The organism is Denitratimonas organivorans (genome assembly GCF_037478135.1).
GTDB lineage: Bacteria > Pseudomonadota > Gammaproteobacteria > Xanthomonadales > Xanthomonadaceae > Denitratimonas.
The window spans coordinates 146,622-164,880 of record NZ_JBBHDV010000001.1 but is presented as its reverse complement, the minus strand read 5'-3'; the positions used below and the strand labels follow the sequence as shown (position 1 = coordinate 164,880).

Sequence of the window (18,259 nt, the reverse complement as noted above, 5' to 3'; positions counted from 1 at the left end):
TGGAAACGCGGCGATAGCCGGGCACGCGCAGACCCGCAGGACGCGGAAGTCTAACAGGGTGCCGTGCGCACGCCTCGCCTTGGGGTGGACCACTCCCAACGAGCCATACTCCGGGCTGCCGGAGCGTGGAAAAGCCGGGGCCAGCCAAGCGGCGCCCCCGGCCAGTGGAGACAGCTCCAACTGGCTGGAAGGGGTGCGCTACCAACCCAGGCTTGCGCTTGGCAGGATTTTCGCTTGCGGATATGGGCTCGGAGGCTCTAAGGTTGAAGGCTTCCCGAAGCCACCGCCGCCATGACCGACACCGACGCCACCGCCGATGCCGAGCCCAGCGCCACCGAGCTTCCTGACGCCTTGCTGCTGACGCCGGTGCAAGCCCGCATCCTGGGCTGCCTGATCGAAAAGGAAGCCACGACGCCGGACCAGTATCCGCTCACCGAGAATGCCCTGACGCTGGCCTGCAACCAGAAGACCAGCCGTGATCCGGTCATGGATCTGAGTGCCGGGCAGGTTGGCCACGCGTTGCGCGAACTGGAACCGCGCCAGCTGGTACGCAGCCAGCATGCCTCGCGCGCGCAGCGCTGGGAACACCGCTTCACCCAGGCTTATGGCGTTACCGCGCAACAACAGGCCGCGCTGTGCGTTTTGATGCTGCGCGGGCCGCAGACTCTGGGCGAGATCCACAGCCGTACCGAGCGCATTGGCCGCTTCGCCGACGCCGAACAGGTACGCCATACGCTGGAACGTCTCGCGCAGCGCAGCCCGGCGCTGGTGCAGCTGCTGCCGCGTGCGCCCGGGCAGCGTGAGGACCGCTGGGTACACTTGCTGTGCGGGCCTCCGGATGTCGAAACACTGACAGCTGCGGCGCGCGCCAGCGCATCCGCGCCGGCGGCAAGCGGCAGCGCCAGTCTGCTGGCGCGTCTGGATGCGCTGGAAGAACGACTGGCTGCACTGGAAGCCCGTCTTGACCCGGAATCGACCGGGCCGGCGCCGCCGGATATCCAAAATACCTAGAAATACCTGCATCATCCTGTCACAGGGTTGATGCATGAATCGTACGATTCGCGGCGCCGGGTAGATTTCGCCCGCGCCGCATCCGTTACACGCCGGCAGCCGCCGGCATTTCAGCAACCGTGCCACGACCTGCGGCCTGGCGTGGCTCACCTGAGGGACCTTGATGCTGTACCTGTTGCTGGCAACGCCCTTCATCGCCGCATTGCTGGTCGCGCTGGCCTGGCGCGCGCCGCGGCGTCTGATCGGCTGGCTGACGGCGGCCGCGCCGTTGCTGGGACTGGTACTACTGTTGCCGCTGACGCCAGCGGTGATGGGCGGGGAAGTGCCTTCGGCAGTGCTGCCTTGGGCGCCGGAAATCGGTTTGATGCTGAGCATCCGGCTGGACGGGCTGGCCTGGATGTTCGCGCTGATGGTGCTGGTGATCGGCGTGCTGGTGGTGATGTATGCGCGCTATTACCTGAGCGCGCAGGACAGCGCGGCGCGGTTCTTCTCGTTCCTGCTGTTGTTCATGGGCGCGATGCTGGGCCTGGTGCTGTCCGGCAACCTGTTGATGCTGGTGGTGTTCTGGGAGCTGACCAGTATCAGCTCCTTCCTGCTGATCAGTTTCTGGTCGCATCGCGAGGATGCGCGCGAAGGTGCGCGGATGTCGCTGGCGATCACCGTCGGCGGCGGCCAGGCGCTGCTGGCCGGCATCATCCTGATCGGCCATGTGGTCGGCAGTTTCGATCTGGACGTGGTGCTGGCCTCGGGCGATCTGATCCGCAACAGCGAGCTGTATCCGTGGATCCTGGGTCTGGTGCTGGCCGGCATCTTCACCAAGAGCGCGCAGTTCCCGTTCCATTTCTGGCTGCCGCATGCGATGGCCGCGCCGACGCCGGTATCGGCCTATCTGCATTCGGCCACGATGGTGAAGGCCGGCGTGTTCCTGCTGGCGCGGCTGCATCCTGCGCTGGCCGGCACTGATCTGTTCTTCTACGTGGTCAGTGGCATCGGTGCGGCGACGCTGCTGCTGGGCGCGTGGTACGCGATCTTCCAGCATGACCTGAAAGGCCTGCTGGCCTATTCGACGATCTCGCACCTGGGCCTGATCACACTGCTGTTCGGCCTGTCCACGCCGTTCGCGGTGGTTGCCGGGCTGTTCCACATCATCAACCACGCCACGTTCAAGGCATCGCTGTTCATGGCGGCCGGCATCATCGACCATGAAACCGGTACCCGCGACATGCGAAGACTGGGCAATCTGCGGCGCTACATGCCGTTCACCAGCGCGCTGGCGATCATCGCGGCGCTGGCGATGGCCGGGGTGCCGCTGCTCAACGGCTTCCTGAGCAAGGAAATGTTCTTCGCGCAGGCGCTGGAAATCGAAGGCCACGGCGGCATGCGCGATCTGATGACCTTCGCAGCGGTGCTGGCGGCGGTGCTGGGCGTGGCCTACAGCCTGCGCTTCGTGGCCGACACTTTCTTCGGGCGCGGCCCGCGTGCGCTGGAAGAAGCGCCGCACGAGCCGCCGCGCTGGATGAAGATTCCGGTCGAAATCCTTGTCGTAGCCTGTCTGGCGGTCGGCATCGCACCGGCCTGGACGGTGGAGCCGGTGCTGCGTTCGGCTGCGCGCGGCGTGCTGGGCGATGCATTGCCGCAGTACAGCCTGTCGATCTGGCATGGCTTCAATCTGCCGTTCCTGATGAGTCTGGTTGGGTTGCTGGGCGGCATCGCGCTGTATTTCGGGCTACGCCGGTTGTTGAACCTGCATGCGATCGTGCGCGAATCGCTGGGCCGCAAGATCTTCCGGATCAATGTCGAACGGCTCTACTACCTGGCCGACCGTTTCACCCGCGCGATTGCCAACGGAAGCGTGCAGCGCAGCCTGTTCCTGCTGGTGCTTTCGGCCATCGTGCTGGCGCTCAGCCCGATGCTGGGCCACATCTCGCTGCCGCCGATGCCGCAATTCAGCTCGCTGCCGCCAATCGGCTGGATGGGCTGGCTGATCCTGGTCATCGGCACCTTCGCCACCTTGCGGGTGCATCGGCTGCGATTGCGTGCGGTGATCGTGGTCGGCTCGGTCGGGCTGATGGTGAGCCTGACCTTCGTCTATCTGTCCGCACCGGATCTGGCGCTGACCCAGCTGCTGGTGGAAATGGTGACGATCAGCCTGATGCTGCTGGCGTTGAACTATCTGCCGAAGGAATCGCCGCCGGAGCGCTCGCGCCTGCGCCACTGGCGCGATGTCGGCATCGCCGCAGTCGCCGGCCTGGGCGTGGGCGGACTGGTCTACGCGATGCTGTCGCGGCCCGGCCAGAGCATCGCCGGGGAACTGCTGGCACGCTCGCTGCCGGAAGCCTACGGCAGCAACGTGGTGAACGTGATCCTGGTGGATTTCCGTGGTTTCGACACCTTCGGAGAAATCACCGTGTTCGGCCTGGCCGGGCTGATCGTGCATGCGCTGCTGCGCCGCAGCCGGATGGCACCGGAAGAAAAGGTCGAAGGCCCGCCGTTGCCGCTGCCGATGGCCGCCGACCTGAGCCAGCTGCTGTTCCCGCTGGCGTTGACGGTGTCGATCTACCTGTTCCTGCGCGGCCACAATGCGCCCGGCGGCGGCTTCATCGCCGGGCTGGTGCTGGTGATTCCGGTGCTGCTGCAATACATCATCCAGGGCCTTGATGCTTTCGAGCGGCAGTTCGGGCTGGACTACGTCAAATGCATCGGCGCCGGTCTGCTGGCGGCGGCCGCGACCGGTCTTGCGCCGCTGCTGTGGGGCTATCCGTTCCTGACCAGCGGCCATGTCGAACCGGAGCTGCCGCTGATCGGCGCAGTACCGCTGGCCAGCGCGCTGGGCTTCGACATCGGCGTGTATCTGGCGGTGTTCGGCGGCGCGATGCTGATTCTTTCCACACTCGGCGGCATCCGGCCTTCGCTGACCCGCGAGGCCTACCAGGCGCCGATCCGGCGCCCTGATCCGGCCCAGTTCCGAGGGAGGCGCAACTGATGGAAATCGCCCTTGCCAGTGCCATCGGCGTGCTGACCGCCGCCGGCGTTTATCTGATGCTGCGGGCGCGCAGTTTCGATGTGGTCCTGGGGCTGACGCTGCTGTCGTATGCGACCAATCTGCTGATCTTTTCGTCCGCGCGGCTGGTACCGGGCAAGCCGCCGGTTCTGCGCGAGGGTCTGGCGCCGACGCTGGCCAACTACGCCGATCCGCTGCCGCAGGCGCTGGTGCTGACCGCGATCGTGATCTCGTTCGCGATGACCGCAGTGCTGCTGGTGCTGGCGATGCGTGGCCGCCACGACAACCGCGTGGACCATGTGGACGGCAATGAATCCAGGGAGCGCGACCGTTGAGCCAGCATCTTCCCATTCTGGTGATCGTCCTGCCGCTGGTGGTTGGGGCGTTGCTGCTGTTGCTGGAGCGACGCGGCATCGCGGTGCAGCGCACCGTGTCCTGGATCGGCATCGCGTTGCTGTTGTGTCTGGTGGTGACGTTGCTGCGCCAGGCCGGCGATGGCGGCATCACCGCCTATCTGGTCGGCGACTGGCCGGCGCGGCTGGGTATTGCGCTGGTGGTGGACCGGCTTTCGGCCTGGATGGTGCTGACCTGCACCCTGCTGGCCGTGGCCTGCCTGCTGCACGCCTGTTCGGGCTGGGACCGGCGCGCGCCGCATTTCCATGCACTGTTCCAGTTCCAGCTGATGGGCCTCAATGGCGCCTTCCTGACCGGCGACCTGTTCAATCTGTTCGTGTTCTTCGAGGTCATGCTGGCGGCCTCGTACGGCCTGCTGCTCAGCGGCGGGCGTGGCGGCCGGATGCGGGTCGGCTTCCATTACGTGGCCTTCAACGTGGCCGCTTCCACCCTGTTCCTGATCGCGCTGGGCCTACTTTACGGCCTGCTTGGCACGCTCAACATGGCCGAACTGGCGGTGCGCGTGGCCGAAATCGAGCCGCAGCACCAGCCGCTGCTGCAGGCGGTGGCGGGGCTGCTGCTGGTGGTGTTCTGCGCCAAGGGCGCGATCCTGCCGCTGTACCTGTGGCTGCCGGCGACCTATGGCCGGGCGCAGCCGGCGGTGGCGGCGCTGTTCGTGATCATGACCAAGGTCGGGCTGTATTCGGTGCTGCGCGTGTTCAGCCTGATGTTCGGCGCGGCGGCGGGAGAACTGGCCGGTTTCGCCTGGGACTGGCTGCTGCCGGCCGGCATCGCCACGTTGATGCTGGCGGCGCTCGGCACTATGGCGGCAGTACGGCTGCGCATCCTGTCCGGCTATCTGGTGCTGGTATCGGCCGGCACGTTGTTCGTCGCGTTCGCGATGAACCGGGCCGAGGCCTTCGGCGCGGCGCTCTACTATCTGGCGCACAGCACGTTCGCGGTCGCGGCGTTGTTCCTGATCGTGGAACTTGTGCGCCAGCACCGGGTCACTGATCGCATGAACGTGGTGCTGCCGATGCCCGGCCGCGCCCTGCCCGGCACGCTTTACGCGATCACCGCAATCGCCGCGATCGGGCTGCCGCCGCTGTCGGGCTTCATCGGCAAGGCCGGCATCCTGCTGGCGGTGCCGGACGAGCACATGGGCTGGGTGTGGAGCACGATTCTGGTATCCACGCTGTTCGTGATGGTGGCGATGGCGCGCGCCGGCAGCAAGCTGTTCTGGGTGGTGGCGCCGGCCGGCACCGAGGTTGAACTGCCGACCAAGCCGCGTCGCGGCCGCCGCAGCGAGATCGCCGCGATCATCCTGTTGCTGGTCTACTGTGTCGGCATGACGCTGGCCGCCAGCCCGGTGATGCGTTACGCAATGGCCGCTGGCGAACAACTGGCCGCGCCGGAGAACTACATCCAGTCGGTTCGCACCACGACACCGGCCCTGCGGGAGCCATGACGCCATGCGCAAGCGCCTCAAGACCATCATCCCTTCGATCCCGCTGAGCCTGACGGTCTTCATCTCCGGCCTGCTGCTGGTCAACACGGTGACCGCTGGACATGTCGTGCTGGCATTGCTGCTGGCGCTTCTGATCCCGCAGGTGGCACGAAGGCTGGAACGCGAGTTCGCCCATATCGGTACGCTGCGGCCCTTGCCGAAGCTGGTGCTGGTGATGCTGCACGACATCGTACGGGCCAATATCAACGTTGCAAGACTGGTGCTGGGACGCGGGGCCGACATCCACCCGGGCTGGGTCTGGGTGCCGCTGGACCTCACCAATATCCATGGCATCACGGCCCTGGCCAGCCTGATCACACTGACACCCGGCACGGTATCGGCCGAACTCTCCGATGACCGCCAGTACATCCTGATCCACGCGCTGCACCTGGACGATCCGGAGGCGCTGATCGAAGAAATCAAGACCCGCTACGAGGCGCCGCTGAAGGAAATCTTCCCGTGATCGAGATCGCCATCCTCATCTCCATGCACGTGATCGGCATTTCGATGCTACTTGCGCTCTACCGCCTGCTGCGTGGTCCGGGCGTGGCCGACCGGATCCTGGCGCTGGACACATTGAACATCAATGCCATCGCCCTGTTGATCCTGGACGGCATGTACCTGAGGTCCGAGATCTATTTCGAGGCCGCGCTGGTGATCGCGATGCTGGGCTTCGTCAGCACCGTGGTGCTGAGCAAGTACGTGCTACGACGGGACATCGTGGAATGAACCTGTTCGCCGAGATCATTCTGTCGGCGCTGCTGCTGGTGGCGTGCTTCTTCACCCTGGTCGGATCGATCGGGCTGGTCAAGCTGTCGGACTTCTTCAAGCGCCTGCACGCCCCGACCAAGGCCACGACGATGGGCGTGGGCAGCATTCTGGTCGTGTCGGTTTTCTACCATGCGCTGGTGGGCAACAGCTTCCACCCGCGTGAAGTCCTGATCAGTGTGTTCCTGATCATCACCGCACCGATCAGCGCCCACATGATGGCCAAGGCAGCCCTCTCGCTGCGCCTGAAAAAGCGCCCGCAGTGCCCGACCGACGAAACCCCGGATCCGAACGAAGACGACGCCAGCCAGCCGCAGCCGGATTCGGATCTGTAGGCCGCCTCGGGCAGCGCCTGGCACTGCGGCGCTCACCGGCCCCTGCCACGCCGCTTTGGCGCATGCCAGCAATGGCGCCCAGGCGCCATTGACTCATTCCCCGCAGCAATAAGAAGATGCCATGAAATAACTCGGCTACAGGATGCGGCTGCGCGATCATCATCTGATTCCCGCTCCGACCTGCATCGTGGATACAGCATGCGGTCCGCATTGTGCGGCATTCCCGCTGCCCGACAATCTCCCTGCACGGAACGTAATGCGGTACCGGCTTCCCATCACCGGGCGATGGTCCAACCACCCGCCCGGCCCTTTTACGGAGTTATTGCCATGATCATCCGCCCCCTCGCCCTGACGATTGCCGCCGCACTGTTTCCTGCCGGCGCCGCACTGGCACAGGATCCGCCACGCCCGGACGGGCAGCACGAGGAACTGCGTGCACTGGATACCGTGATCGCCACCGGTACGCGCGTCAGTGATCGCACCGTGGCCGAATCCCAGTCCCCGATCGACATCATTACACCAGAAGTCCTGCAAGCTACCGGCACGCTGGAACTGGCGACCGCGCTGTCACGCGCCCTGCCTTCGCTGAACTTCCCGCGTCCAGCCATCACCGACGGCACCAGTGGCGTGCGCCCGGCGCAGTTGCGCGGCCTGGCGCCGGATCAGGTGCTGGTGCTGGTCAACGGCAAGCGCCGCCATATCGCGGCCCAGGTCAACGTCAACGGCAGCATCGGCCGCGGCTCCTCGGCAGTGGATCTGAATGCGATCCCGATCGCGGCCATCGCCCGGGTCGAAGTGCTGCGCGACGGCGCCTCGGCCCAGTACGGCTCGGACGCCATCGCCGGCGTGGTCAACATCGTGCTCAAGGGCAGCGGCAGTGGCGGAAGTCTGGTACTGGATGCGGGCCAGTATTCGGCCGGCGACGGTCGCAGTGTACAGCTGTCAGGTGACACTGGCCTGTCCTACGCCAACGGGCTGGGCCGCCTGCATCTTTCCGGCCAGATCACTGATCAGGATTACACCAACCGCGCCCGCCCCTACCGGCCAGAACCCTCGCAAGGGGTAACGCCGAATCCGCACAACGGCAACAACCCCGGCGTGGGTGAAAAGGGGTTCATCTATGGTGATCCTGCGGTGGAAGCTGTGAACGTCGCCTTCAACACCGAGCTGGATATCTCCGACACCACCACCGCCTACGCACATGCCATTGTCGGCGAGCGCGACATCGTCTCGTTCGCCTTCTACCGATCGCGCAACCATAGCGGCCAAGGCGCCCTGCTGGAGCAGACTTACCCCAACGGATATGTCCCGGAAATCAACCAGATATCCAAGGATTACTCGTTCGTTGCCGGCCTGCGTGGCGGTGATGACAGCGCCTGGAGCTGGGATCTGAGCTACAACTACGGGCGCAACGACCTGGCCTTCTACACCCAGAATTCGATCAACTACAGCCTCGGTGCCGGCAGTCCGACGCGTTTCTACGACGGCAACCTGGAATACACCCAGCACCTGTTCAACCTCGATCTGGCGCGCCCGCTCGACATCGGTCTGGCCTATCCGGCCACGTTGTCGCTGGGTGCCGAATACCGCACCGAGGAGTGGAGCCAGTACGCCGGCGAACCCAATTCCTACACCGGCTCGGGTGCTCAGGGCTTTGGCGGCTTCACCCCGGCCAATGCAGGCAGCTTTGATCGTGGCAGCCATGCCCTCTATGCCGGTCTGGAAGCCGATTTCACCGAACGCTTCTCCGGTGGCATCGCCCTGCGCCATGAGGATTACGACGATTTCGGCAGCGAGCTGTCCGGCAAGCTCTCCGGACGTTTTGCCTTCAACGACGCGATCGCACTACGCGGCACGGTGGCATCGGGCTTCCGGGCGCCGGCGCTGGGCCAGCAGTACTACCAAGCCGTCACCAGCAATATTGTCAGCGGCGTGTTCTACGAATCTGGCACCTTCCGCACCACCAGCGAGGCCGCACAGGCGCTCGGCGCCGAACCGCTCAAGGCCGAGACTTCTCTGTCGTACAGCCTGGGACTGGTCCTGCAACCCATCGACCGCCTGTATCTGACCATCGACGCCTACGACATCGACATCGATGACCGCATCGTGCTCTCGTCCAACCTGCTCGCCAACCAGGCGGTCACCGACCTGCTTGCCAGCCTGGGCATCACCAACGTTACCAGCGCACGCTATTTCACCAATGCGGTGGACACCAGCACCCAGGGCGTGGACGTGGTCGGCAGCTACAGCATTCCGCTGTCCAACAGCACGCTGAACCTGACCGCAGGCTACAACTACAACAAGACCGAGATCACCCGCATCGCGCCCAATCCGTCGCAGCTCAGCGCCCTGGGTGCGGACCTGGAACGCATCGCCCGCGATGAGCAGGCGCGCTTCGAAGAAGGCTATCCGCGCACCAAGACGACCCTGAGTGCCAACTGGAACTTCACGCAGTGGGACTTCAACCTGGCCGCAACCCGTTACGGCGCCTACACCACGCGCCAGTCCAGTGCGGCGCTTGCCGCTCGTGACCAGACCTTCAGCGCCAAGTGGCTGCTCGATGCCTCGGTCAGCTACCGGCCTGCCGACCGCTGGACCCTGACTCTGGGCGCGGACAATCTGCTCAACGAGTATCCCGACGAAAACATCTACCTGAACTCCACCACGGGCCAGTTCCCGTACAACAGCCAGTCGCCATTCGGCTTCAACGGCGCGTTCGCCTACGGGCGGATCAGCTACGCCTGGTAAGGCCAGCAAGGGCGCAGGCCGTCCTGCGCCCTTGGCAAGGTAGTGCGACAATCACTGCATCGACCCGAACCGGTGCACCGACATGAGCTGGACCCTCTACCACAACCCCAACTGCGGCACCTCGCGCACGGTACTGGCCACGCTGCGCGAGGCCGGTATCGAGCCGGAGGTGGTGCTGTACCTGAAAACGCCGCCGGATATCGCACAGCTGCGTGCCCTGCGTGATGCGCTGGGACAGCCGGCGCAGGCGTTGCTGCGCACCAAGGAAGCCCTGTGCGCCGAGCTGGGACTGGATCAGGAAGGAGTCGACGAGGAGCGCATCCTGGCCGCGATCGCCGAACATCCGATCCTGTTGAACCGCCCGGTGGTGTCCTCGCCTCGCGGCGCGCGGGTCTGCCGGCCGGCGGAAGTGGTGAAGGAGTTGCTGGGCTGAGAGAACGGCGTCCGTGCGCTTCACACGCCCTGAAATCCGCCGCACTGGGATCCGACGCACCGAAATCCGCAGCGGCGGACGCATGCATAAGCTGCTGCGTTCGACCGTTTCAGCTCCGCTATTTCAGCCGTGCTGCTTCAGTTCGGCCACAACGCCCGGATCGCGGCCACGCCCTGGGCACCATGGGCGCGGGCCGTGGCCTGGTCTTCGCGCCCGAGTCCGCCCAGCGCGTAGATCGGCAACACCACTTCCTCGCGCAAGGCGGCAAAGCCGGGAAAACCGATTGGCGTCCCGTCCGGATGCGTGTGACTGGCCTTGACCGGGCCGAGCACGACGAAATCCAGACCCAGCGCCTGCGCCTTTTGCAGTTGTTCCAGATCATGGCTGGATGCGGCGCAGGGCAGGTTTTCCGGCAATGGACGGGCATCGAGCCGGGCCAGGTCGCCGCTTGTCAGATGCAGACCCAAGCCGAGGTTTCCTGCCAGTTCCAATCCGTTCTCCAGCCCGAACGAGCCGCTGTTGAGCAGCAACTCTGCATCATGCGCGGCCGCCAGTTCAGCGGCGCGCGCGGCCATGGCCGACAGCGTCTGTGTGCCCAGCCCGCGTGGCCGCAGCTGGATGCGGTTGATGCCGGCCTGCAACGCGCGTTGCAGGCGCTGCATGAAATTCGTTGTATCGCCGACGAATTCCGGCGTGATCAGATAGGTATCAGGTTGGCGCAGCGCCGCGACCACCGGTCGGTCGGCACCGGGCATCGAATAATTGCCCAGCCGTTCGGGCAGCACCCAGGTCACGGCCTGGGATTCCATGCCACGCGCGCGGCCTGAAAAACGCTGGATGCGGTAGACATCCAGCAGGATGCGGCGGCCGTTGGCCATGCGGTGCGGCACCGCGATCAGCGGCTGTGCCGCTGCCGGTTCCACGTCGATACCGAGTTCTTCGTTCAGTTCCCGCGCGAGCGCCTGGCGCGATGTTTCCCCAGCCTCGACCTTGCCGCCGGGAAACTCCCAGAGCCCGGCCAGCTCACGCCGGCCTTCGCGCCGTGCCAGCAGGATGCGTCCGCGCGCATCCTGCAGCACACCAGCCACCACGTGCAGTGGCGGTGTCGACTCCAGCGGTTCGGGCGGGTGTGGGGCGGGACTGCTCATCGGCGATCAGCACGTGCTGCGGTCAGGGTACACGACTGCACACCCCGCCGCCGCACAACAGCCGAAGGCGGGTCATCCCGCTTCTTCATCCCTTGCGATCAAGCCAACTGCCCGTGGCAGTGCTTGAACTTCTTGCCCGAACCACAGGGGCACGGCTCATTGCGACCGACCTTGGGCTGCTCGCGGATCACCGGGGTCGGGTGTGCAACGCCCTGTGCGGCCACCTGGGCGGCCTCTTCGTCGGCACCCAGACCACCGCTGTCCTCGTGGCGGAACTGCATGGCCTGGCTGCGCGCGGCGTTGCGCTGGCGCTCGGCCTCTTCCATCTGCGCGACTTCTTCTTCCGAGCGGATGCGCACCCGCGCCAGCAGCTTGATCACCTCGGTGCGGATCTTGTCCAGCATCTGGCCGAACAGTTCGAAGGCTTCGCGCTTGTATTCCTGCTTGGGCTGCTTCTGCGCGTAACCGCGCAGATGGATGCCCTGGCGCAGGAAGTCCATGCGCGCCAGATGTTCCTTCCAGTTGGAATCCAGCACCGTCAGCATCACGTGCTTTTCCAGCGTGCGCATCATCTCCGAACCGATCATCGCCTCCTTCTCGCGGAACAGACGCTCGAAGTTCTCGGACACATGCTCGGCCATCTCCTCGGCGGTGATCTCGTCCTTTTCCCGATGCAGGCGCTGCAGGTCCAGCGACAGGCCGAAGTCCTCCAGCAGGGTCGCTTCCAGGCCCGGCAGGTTCCACTGCGCATCGATCGAATCGGGCGGAACGAAGCGCGCCACGATGTCGGAAATCACATCACTGCGGATCTCGGCAACGACATCGGCGACCGAATCGCTGACCAACAGTTCATCGCGCTGGCTGTAGATCACCTTGCGCTGGTCGTTGGCCACGTCGTCGTATTCGAGCAGCTGCTTGCGGATGTCGAAGTTGTGCGCTTCGACCTTGCGCTGCGCCTTTTCGATCTGGCGGCTGACCATCTTGTCTTCGATATGGTCGTCTTCCTTCATGCCCAGCAGCTGCATCGCGCGCTGCACCCAGTCGGAGGCGAAGATGCGCATCAGGCTGTCTTCCAGCGACAGGTAGAAGCGCGAGGAGCCCGGATCGCCCTGACGGCCGGAACGGCCGCGCAACTGGTTGTCGATGCGGCGGCTTTCATGCCGCTCGGTGCCGATGATGTGCAGGCCACCGGCGGCCAGCACCGCGTCGTGGCGTTTCTGCCACTCGGCGCGCGCTGCGGCGATGGCGTCTTCGGTCGCATCCGGGCCGAGCGCTTCCAGCTCTGCTTCCAACGAGCCGCCGAGCACGATGTCGGTACCGCGACCAGCCATGTTGGTGGCGATCGTCACCGCGCCACTACGACCGGCCTGCGCGACGATCTGCGCCTCGCGTTCGTGCTGCTTGGCATTGAGCACTTCATGCGGGATGCCGGCACGGTTCAGTTCATTGGAGAGCAGTTCGGAGGTTTCGATCGAGGTGGTACCGACCAGTACCGGCTGGCCATTCTTGTTGCGTTCCTTGATGTCTTCGATGATCGCCTTGAACTTGGCCGGGCGCTTCATGAACACCAGGTCCGCCTCGTCCTTGCGCTGCATCGGGCGATGGGTCGGGATTACCACCACTTCCAGGCCGTAGATCGACTGGAACTCGTAGGCCTCGGTATCAGCCGTACCGGTCATGCCGGCGAGCTTGTCGTACATGCGGAAGTAGTTCTGGAAGGTGATCGAGGCCAGCGTCTGGTTCTCGCGCTGGATGGTTACGCCTTCCTTGGCCTCGATCGCCTGGTGCAGGCCATCGGACCAGCGTCGCCCGGCCAGGGTGCGGCCGGTGAATTCATCCACGATCACCACTTCGCCATCGCGCACCAGGTATTCCACGTCGCGGTTGTAGAGCGAGTGGGCCCGCAGCGCGGCATTGAGGTGATGCACCACGGCCAGGTTCTGGCCCGAGTACAGGCTGTCATCGCCTTCCAGGATGCCGGCTTCACGCAGCAGCTGTTCGGCGTGTTCCATGCCGGCTTCGGACAGGTGCACCTGCTTGGCCTTCTCGTCGGCCCAGTAGTCGCCTTCGGATTGTTCATCGGCCTGGCGCACCAGCTTCGGCACGATCCGGTCGACCTTGATGTAGAGGTCGGGAGTGTCGTCGGTGGGACCAGAGATGATCAGCGGGGTGCGGGCTTCGTCGATCAGGATCGAGTCAACCTCGTCGACGATGGCGAAGTTCTGCCCGCGCTGGAAACGTTCCTCGGCCGACAGTGCCATGTTGTCGCGCAGATAGTCGAAGCCGAATTCATTGTTGGTGCCGTAGGTGATGTCGGCGGCGTAGGCGCCCTTCTTGTCACCGTGCGGCATGCCCGGATAGACCACGCCCACGCTCAGGCCGAGCCAGCGGTAGACCTGGCCCATCCACTCGGAGTCGCGGCGCGCCAGGTAATCGTTGACGGTGACCACGTGCACGCCCTTGCCCGGCAGTGCATTGAGGTAGACCGGCAAGGTGGCGACCAGAGTCTTGCCTTCACCGGTGCGCATCTCGGCGATCTTGCCCATGTGCAGCACCATGCCGCCGATCAGCTGTTCGTCGTAATGGCGCATGCCGAGCACGCGACGCGCGGCTTCACGGACGGTGGCGAAGGCTTCGGGCAACAGCTGGTCCAGCTTTTCACCCTTTTCCAGACGGGCGCGGAACTCTGCGGTCTTGCCCTGGAGCTGGGCATCGTCCAGCGCCTGCATCTGCTCTTCCAGCGCATTGATGCGGGCGACACTGCCCTTGAGTTGATTGAGCAGGCGCTGGTTGCGGCTGCCGAAGAGGCCGGTCAGGAGCTTGTTGAGCATGGAAAGGTCCGAAAAAAGGAAGCCGTGCCGGAGGGCACACGCGAAAGGCCGCACACAGCGGCCTTGGCAAAAGGGGATTTTAACGTGGGGATGCGCTGGCGGCGAATCAAGTCGCCACCGTCATGCGCGATGACCTCTAGCCGCGTGCGTTGCGCAGGTACTGGTTCGGGTTGACCACGCGGCCATTGAGCCAGACTTCGAAGTGCAGATGGGTGCCGGTGGCGCGCCCGGTGGCGCCCATCTTGGCGATCACCTGACCGGCCTTGACCCGGTCGCCGACCGTGACCAGGTTCTTGTCGTTGTGCGCGTAGCGGGTCATGTAACCATTGCCATGGTCGATTTCCACGGTATTGCCGTAGCCGTTGCTGCGACCGGCGAACTGCACCACGCCATCGGCCACGGTATAGATTTCGCTGCCGCGCGGGCCGGCGAAATCGACCCCGCGATGGAATTCGCCAAAGCCGGAAAACGGGTCCGCACGGCGGCCGTAACCGGAGGAGGCGTAGCCGGTGCGCACCGGCATGCCGGCGGGCAGCAGGCTGGCGTCCAGTTCGCGGTCGGAAAGCACGCTTTCCAGCAGGATCAGCTGCTGGGTCTGCATCGAGATCTGCTGCGAGAGCGCGTCGATCGAGCTACCCAACTGCCTGCCATCCGGTGCGGCGGCAGGACGCTGGCTGCGGGAGCTGCTGCGTTCCGGACCGCCGACGGCGGGCGGTTCGTCGAAGTTGAATTCGCCGTCATCCAGCCGCGCGATCTTGGTCAGGCGCGCGCCGAGGGCGTTGATGCGGTTGGATTCGGCCTGCAATTCGGCCAGTTTGACCGACATCGCGTTGAGCTCCCGCTGGGCCTCGCTGCGGGTCTGCTCGAAGGCCTGTTGCTGCTGTTCGATCTGGAGGCGCAGCGCCTCGATGTCCTGCGCCGACTGTCCGGCGATTCCGGCACGTATCCCGTACCCGGTGGCTGCTCCGATTCCCAGCAGCAGCAGCATTGCGGTGAACAGCAGTGCGGCGATGCGCGGTTCCCGCAGGCAAAGTTTCCGAGGCGTCTTCAGAAACTTCGATACGATGATGACATTCATCACTCAATCCGTTCTCGTTTGCCCATGCAGCCACCTTCCAGAAAATCCGCCTTCCGTCCCGCCCTTTCGGCGGCACTTTCCAGCGTTCCCGATGGATTGATCGAACGCGCCATGCAGCTCAGCGCGCTCGACCGGCAACTGCGCCAGTCCCTGCCGGAGCCGCTGGCTTCCCATGTGAGGCTGGGAAACCTGCGCGACGACAGGCTTGTCTTTCTGGCCGATGGCCCTGTCTGGAAAGCCAGGCTGCGGCTGCATGCGGCCGATCTTCTGGACGCAGCACGCGCGGCCGGCATTCCTGCCAGCGACATCTCCGTGAAAGTGGCAACGATGCTGCCCGTCCCCCCGGACGAGGCACCGCCTTCACCCCTTTCGCCCGCAGCACGCGAATCACTGCGCGCTGCGGCTGCAACCGTGCAGGACGAGGAACTCCGTGCCTGCCTGCTGCAATTGGCCTCCATGGCCTGATCATTCATCCTGCGTTCGGGTTGGGGAGTCTCGCGACCCGCCAACCCGCAAGTCAATAACAAAAGCTCACAAACGCAACCGGGTTCTCAAAGCTCAAAGCACGGCCTGGGCCGGGTGCGCGTAGGAAATCGGCGCGCTGTCGTTGTCCTCGTAGGTGACTTCTTCCCAGGCCGAGGCATCGGCCAGCAGTGTGCGCAACAGCTGGTTGTTGAGCTGGTGCCCGGACTTGTAGCCGTAGAACGCGCCGACCAGGCTGTGGCCCAGCAGGTACAGATCACCGATCGCGTCGAGGATCTTGTGCTTGACGAACTCGTCCTCGTAACGCAGGCCGTCCTCGTTCAGCACGCGGTAGTCGTCCAGCACGATGGCGTTGTCCATCGAGCCGCCGAGCGCGAGATTGTGGTCGCGCAGCATCTCGATGTCCTTCATGAAACCGAAGGTGCGCGCGCGGCTGACTTCCTTGACGAACGAAGTCGTGGAGAAGTCGATCTCGGCCTTGGACAGGCTGGCCGGGAAGGCCGGATGCTTGAAGTCGATCGAGAAGCCGACCTTGAAGCCGTCGAATGGCTCGAAGCGCGCCCATTTGTCGCCGTCCTTGACAGTGACGGTGCGCTTGATGCGGATGAAGCGCTTGGCCTTGGACTGCTCTTCGATACCGGCCGACTGCAGCAGGAACACGAAGGGACCGGCGGAACCGTCCATGATCGGCACTTCCGGCGCGGACAGGTCGACATAGGCATTGTCGATGCCCAGTCCGGCCATCGCCGACAGCAGGTGCTCGACCGTGGCCACGCGGATGCCGTCTTCGATCAGGGTGGAGGAAAGCATGGTGTCGCCGACGTTTTCCGCCGTGGCGCGGATTTCGCGCGGCTCGGGAAGGTCGGTGCGGCGGAACACGATACCGGTGTCGACAGCGGCCGGGCGCAGGGTCATGAAGACCTTTTCGCCGGAATGCAGACCCACGCCGGTGGCACGGATCGTGTTCTTCAAGGTGCGTTGCTTGATCATTGTTGTGGCGTTCTCCGGGGATGGAGCGCATTAAAACGCGCTGGACAATAGCACACCTGCGGGCTGCCGGGCACAAACTTTCGGCAAATGCCCCACAGTTTTGTCTCTTTTTTGCAACATCATGCTGTCAGACTGGCGGTGACATGCACGAAATTCCGGCGGCGTCCGAGGCACCGCCGGATATGTCGCTCCCCTTGGAAGCTGGGGCCGATCCCGCCCATTGGAACCCATGGCCGCTGAACGCCGGTCAAGGCGCGCGGCCATGGGCACGCCATCAGTCAGCCTGGCGACGCAGGAAGCTGGGGATATCCAGATAGTCGATCGCCGCAGCGGCATTGCCCGCCGGCTCCACCTGGGCGCGGGCCGGAGTGCTGGGAATCGCTGCCGCAACAGCACCTGCCGCCGCCGTTGCCGGGTGCGGCACATGCACCGCACCGGGATTGCGCAGCGAAGGCACCGGACGCAGCGGGGGCGAGGTTTCTCGCTCCGGGGTACGGACCGGCTTCTGTGCCACAGCACGGTTGAGGCCGGTGGCCACCACGGTGACGCGGACCTCGTCCTGCATATCCGGGTCCAGCACGGTGCCAATGACCACGGTGGCGTCTTCGGAAGCGTACTCCTCAACGGTGCGGCCGACTTCGTCGAATTCGCGCATCGTGAAATCCGGGCCGGCGGTGATGTTGACCAGGATGCCGTTGGCACCGGACAGGTTCACATCATCCAGCAGTGGGTTGCTGACGGCCTTTTCCGCCGCTTCCATCGCCCGTTCTTCTCCACGGCCGGAGCCGCTGCCCATCATCGCCATGCCCATCTCGCTCATCACAGTGCGAACGTCGGCGAAGTCGACGTTGATCAGGCCCGGACGCACGATCAGGTCGGCGATGCCGCGCACCGCGCCCTGCAGCACGTCATTGGCGGCGCGGAAGGCCTGCACCATGGTGATTTCCCGGCCCAGCACCGAGATCAGCTTCTCATTCGGAATCGTGATCAGCGAATCGCAGTGGTGGCTCAGTTCCTCGATTCCCTTCAGCGCGACCTGCATCCGGCGTCGGCCTTCGAACGGGAACGGCTTGGTCACCACGGCCACGGTCAGGATGCCCATTTCCTTGGCCAGCTGTGCGACAACCGGCGCGGCGCCGGTGCCGGTACCGCCGCCCATGCCCGCGGTGATGAACACCATGTCGGCACCTTCCAGCGCAGCGATGATTTCCTCGCGGTCCTCAAGCGCGGCCTGACGGCCGACTTCCGGGTTGGCACCGGCGCCCAGACCCTTGGTGACGCTGTTGCCCAGTTGCAGCACCTGACGCGCACCGGCGTTGCGGATCGCCTGGGAATCGGTATTGGCGCAGATGAATTCCACGCCCTCCAGCTGTGAATTGACCATGTGGCATACGGCGTTGCCGCCGCCGCCGCCCACGCCCACGACCTTGATCACCGCGTTGGGCGCAACACTTTCAACCAGTTCAAATGCCATTTTTGCTTCCTCCATGACCCTGAAATTACAAACCCGACAACCCTGTTTTCCCACTGCCC

The 18,259-nt window shown here is 64.8% G+C and carries 15 protein-coding genes; 10 read left to right on the top strand and 5 right to left on the bottom strand.

The features are described 5' to 3' along the window. The first annotated feature begins 291 nt into the window (after positions 1–291). The 9 genes from WDB66_RS00700 to arsC all read left to right on the top strand — a co-directional run bounded on the left by WDB66_RS00700 (position 292) and on the right by arsC (position 10,196). Entirely contained in the window at positions 292–1,011 is a 720-nt protein-coding gene (locus WDB66_RS00700; RefSeq protein WP_339396504.1) for a YceH family protein, read from the top strand. A 163-nt stretch (positions 1,012–1,174) separates the two neighbouring features. Beyond that, complete coding sequence (locus tag WDB66_RS00695; RefSeq protein ID WP_339396503.1) at positions 1,175–3,994, top strand: monovalent cation/H+ antiporter subunit A; 2,820 nt, start codon at positions 1,175–1,177, stop codon at positions 3,992–3,994. After that, the gene (locus tag WDB66_RS00690) at positions 3,994–4,347 is read left to right on the top strand and encodes a Na+/H+ antiporter subunit C (protein ID WP_339396502.1); all 354 of its coding nucleotides are present in this window, start codon (positions 3,994–3,996) and stop codon (positions 4,345–4,347) included. Before WDB66_RS00695 ends, WDB66_RS00690 begins: the two co-directional genes overlap by 1 nt. Beyond that, the gene (locus WDB66_RS00685; RefSeq protein ID WP_339396501.1) at positions 4,344–5,873 is read left to right on the top strand and encodes a monovalent cation/H+ antiporter subunit D; all 1,530 of its coding nucleotides are present in this window, start codon (positions 4,344–4,346) and stop codon (positions 5,871–5,873) included. The genes WDB66_RS00690 and WDB66_RS00685 overlap by 4 nt, the downstream gene beginning before the upstream one ends. 4 nt (positions 5,874–5,877) lie before the next feature. Then, positions 5,878–6,375 carry a Na+/H+ antiporter subunit E gene (locus tag WDB66_RS00680; RefSeq protein ID WP_339396500.1) on the top strand — a complete coding sequence of 166 codons (498 nt, stop codon included), beginning with the start codon at positions 5,878–5,880 and terminating at the stop codon, positions 6,373–6,375. Between the two features lie 23 nt (positions 6,376–6,398). Further along, positions 6,399–6,641, top strand: a complete 243-nt coding sequence (locus tag WDB66_RS00675; RefSeq protein ID WP_339396800.1) for a K+/H+ antiporter subunit F — start codon at positions 6,399–6,401, stop codon at positions 6,639–6,641. Then, on the top strand, positions 6,638–7,015 hold the full coding sequence (locus WDB66_RS00670; protein ID WP_339396499.1) for a Na+/H+ antiporter subunit G: 378 nt from the start codon (positions 6,638–6,640) through the stop codon (positions 7,013–7,015). Before WDB66_RS00675 ends, WDB66_RS00670 begins: the two co-directional genes overlap by 4 nt. 327 nt (positions 7,016–7,342) lie before the next feature. Then, positions 7,343–9,763 carry a TonB-dependent receptor plug domain-containing protein gene (locus tag WDB66_RS00665; protein ID WP_339396498.1) on the top strand — a complete coding sequence of 807 codons (2,421 nt, stop codon included), beginning with the start codon at positions 7,343–7,345 and terminating at the stop codon, positions 9,761–9,763. Positions 9,764–9,845: 82 nt separating this feature from the next. Continuing rightward, on the top strand, positions 9,846–10,196 hold the full coding sequence (arsC, locus tag WDB66_RS00660; protein WP_339396497.1) for an arsenate reductase (glutaredoxin): 351 nt from the start codon (positions 9,846–9,848) through the stop codon (positions 10,194–10,196). Between the two features lie 137 nt (positions 10,197–10,333). On the opposite strand, the gene WDB66_RS00655 is transcribed toward arsC, so the two are convergent. The 3 genes from WDB66_RS00655 to WDB66_RS00645 form a co-directional block, all read right to left on the bottom strand. Beyond that, complete coding sequence (locus WDB66_RS00655; protein WP_339396496.1) at positions 10,334–11,344, bottom strand: Nudix family hydrolase; 1,011 nt, start codon at positions 11,342–11,344, stop codon at positions 10,334–10,336. Between the two features lie 98 nt (positions 11,345–11,442). Continuing rightward, positions 11,443–14,175, bottom strand: a complete 2,733-nt coding sequence (gene secA, locus WDB66_RS00650; RefSeq protein WP_339396495.1) for a preprotein translocase subunit SecA — start codon at positions 14,173–14,175, stop codon at positions 11,443–11,445. A gap of 136 nt (positions 14,176–14,311) precedes the next feature. Then, positions 14,312–15,253: a M23 family metallopeptidase gene (locus WDB66_RS00645; RefSeq protein WP_339396494.1), complete on the bottom strand. Its 942-nt coding sequence runs from the start codon at positions 15,251–15,253 to the stop codon at positions 14,312–14,314. A gap of 24 nt (positions 15,254–15,277) precedes the next feature. Between WDB66_RS00645 and WDB66_RS00640 the strand changes: the two genes are divergently transcribed. Then, positions 15,278–15,718, top strand: a complete 441-nt coding sequence (locus tag WDB66_RS00640) for a DciA family protein (protein ID WP_339396493.1) — start codon at positions 15,278–15,280, stop codon at positions 15,716–15,718. Positions 15,719–15,811: 93 nt separating this feature from the next. Here the strand turns inward: WDB66_RS00640 and lpxC are convergent, their stop codons facing one another. Together lpxC and ftsZ are read right to left on the bottom strand one after the other, a co-directional pair. Continuing rightward, positions 15,812–16,726, bottom strand: a complete 915-nt coding sequence (lpxC, locus tag WDB66_RS00635) for a UDP-3-O-acyl-N-acetylglucosamine deacetylase (RefSeq protein WP_339396492.1) — start codon at positions 16,724–16,726, stop codon at positions 15,812–15,814. A 274-nt stretch (positions 16,727–17,000) separates the two neighbouring features. Further along, positions 17,001–18,200, bottom strand: coding sequence for a cell division protein FtsZ (ftsZ, locus tag WDB66_RS00630; RefSeq protein WP_339396491.1), 1,200 nt, complete (start codon positions 18,198–18,200; stop codon positions 17,001–17,003). Positions 18,201–18,259: the final 59 nt, after the last annotated feature.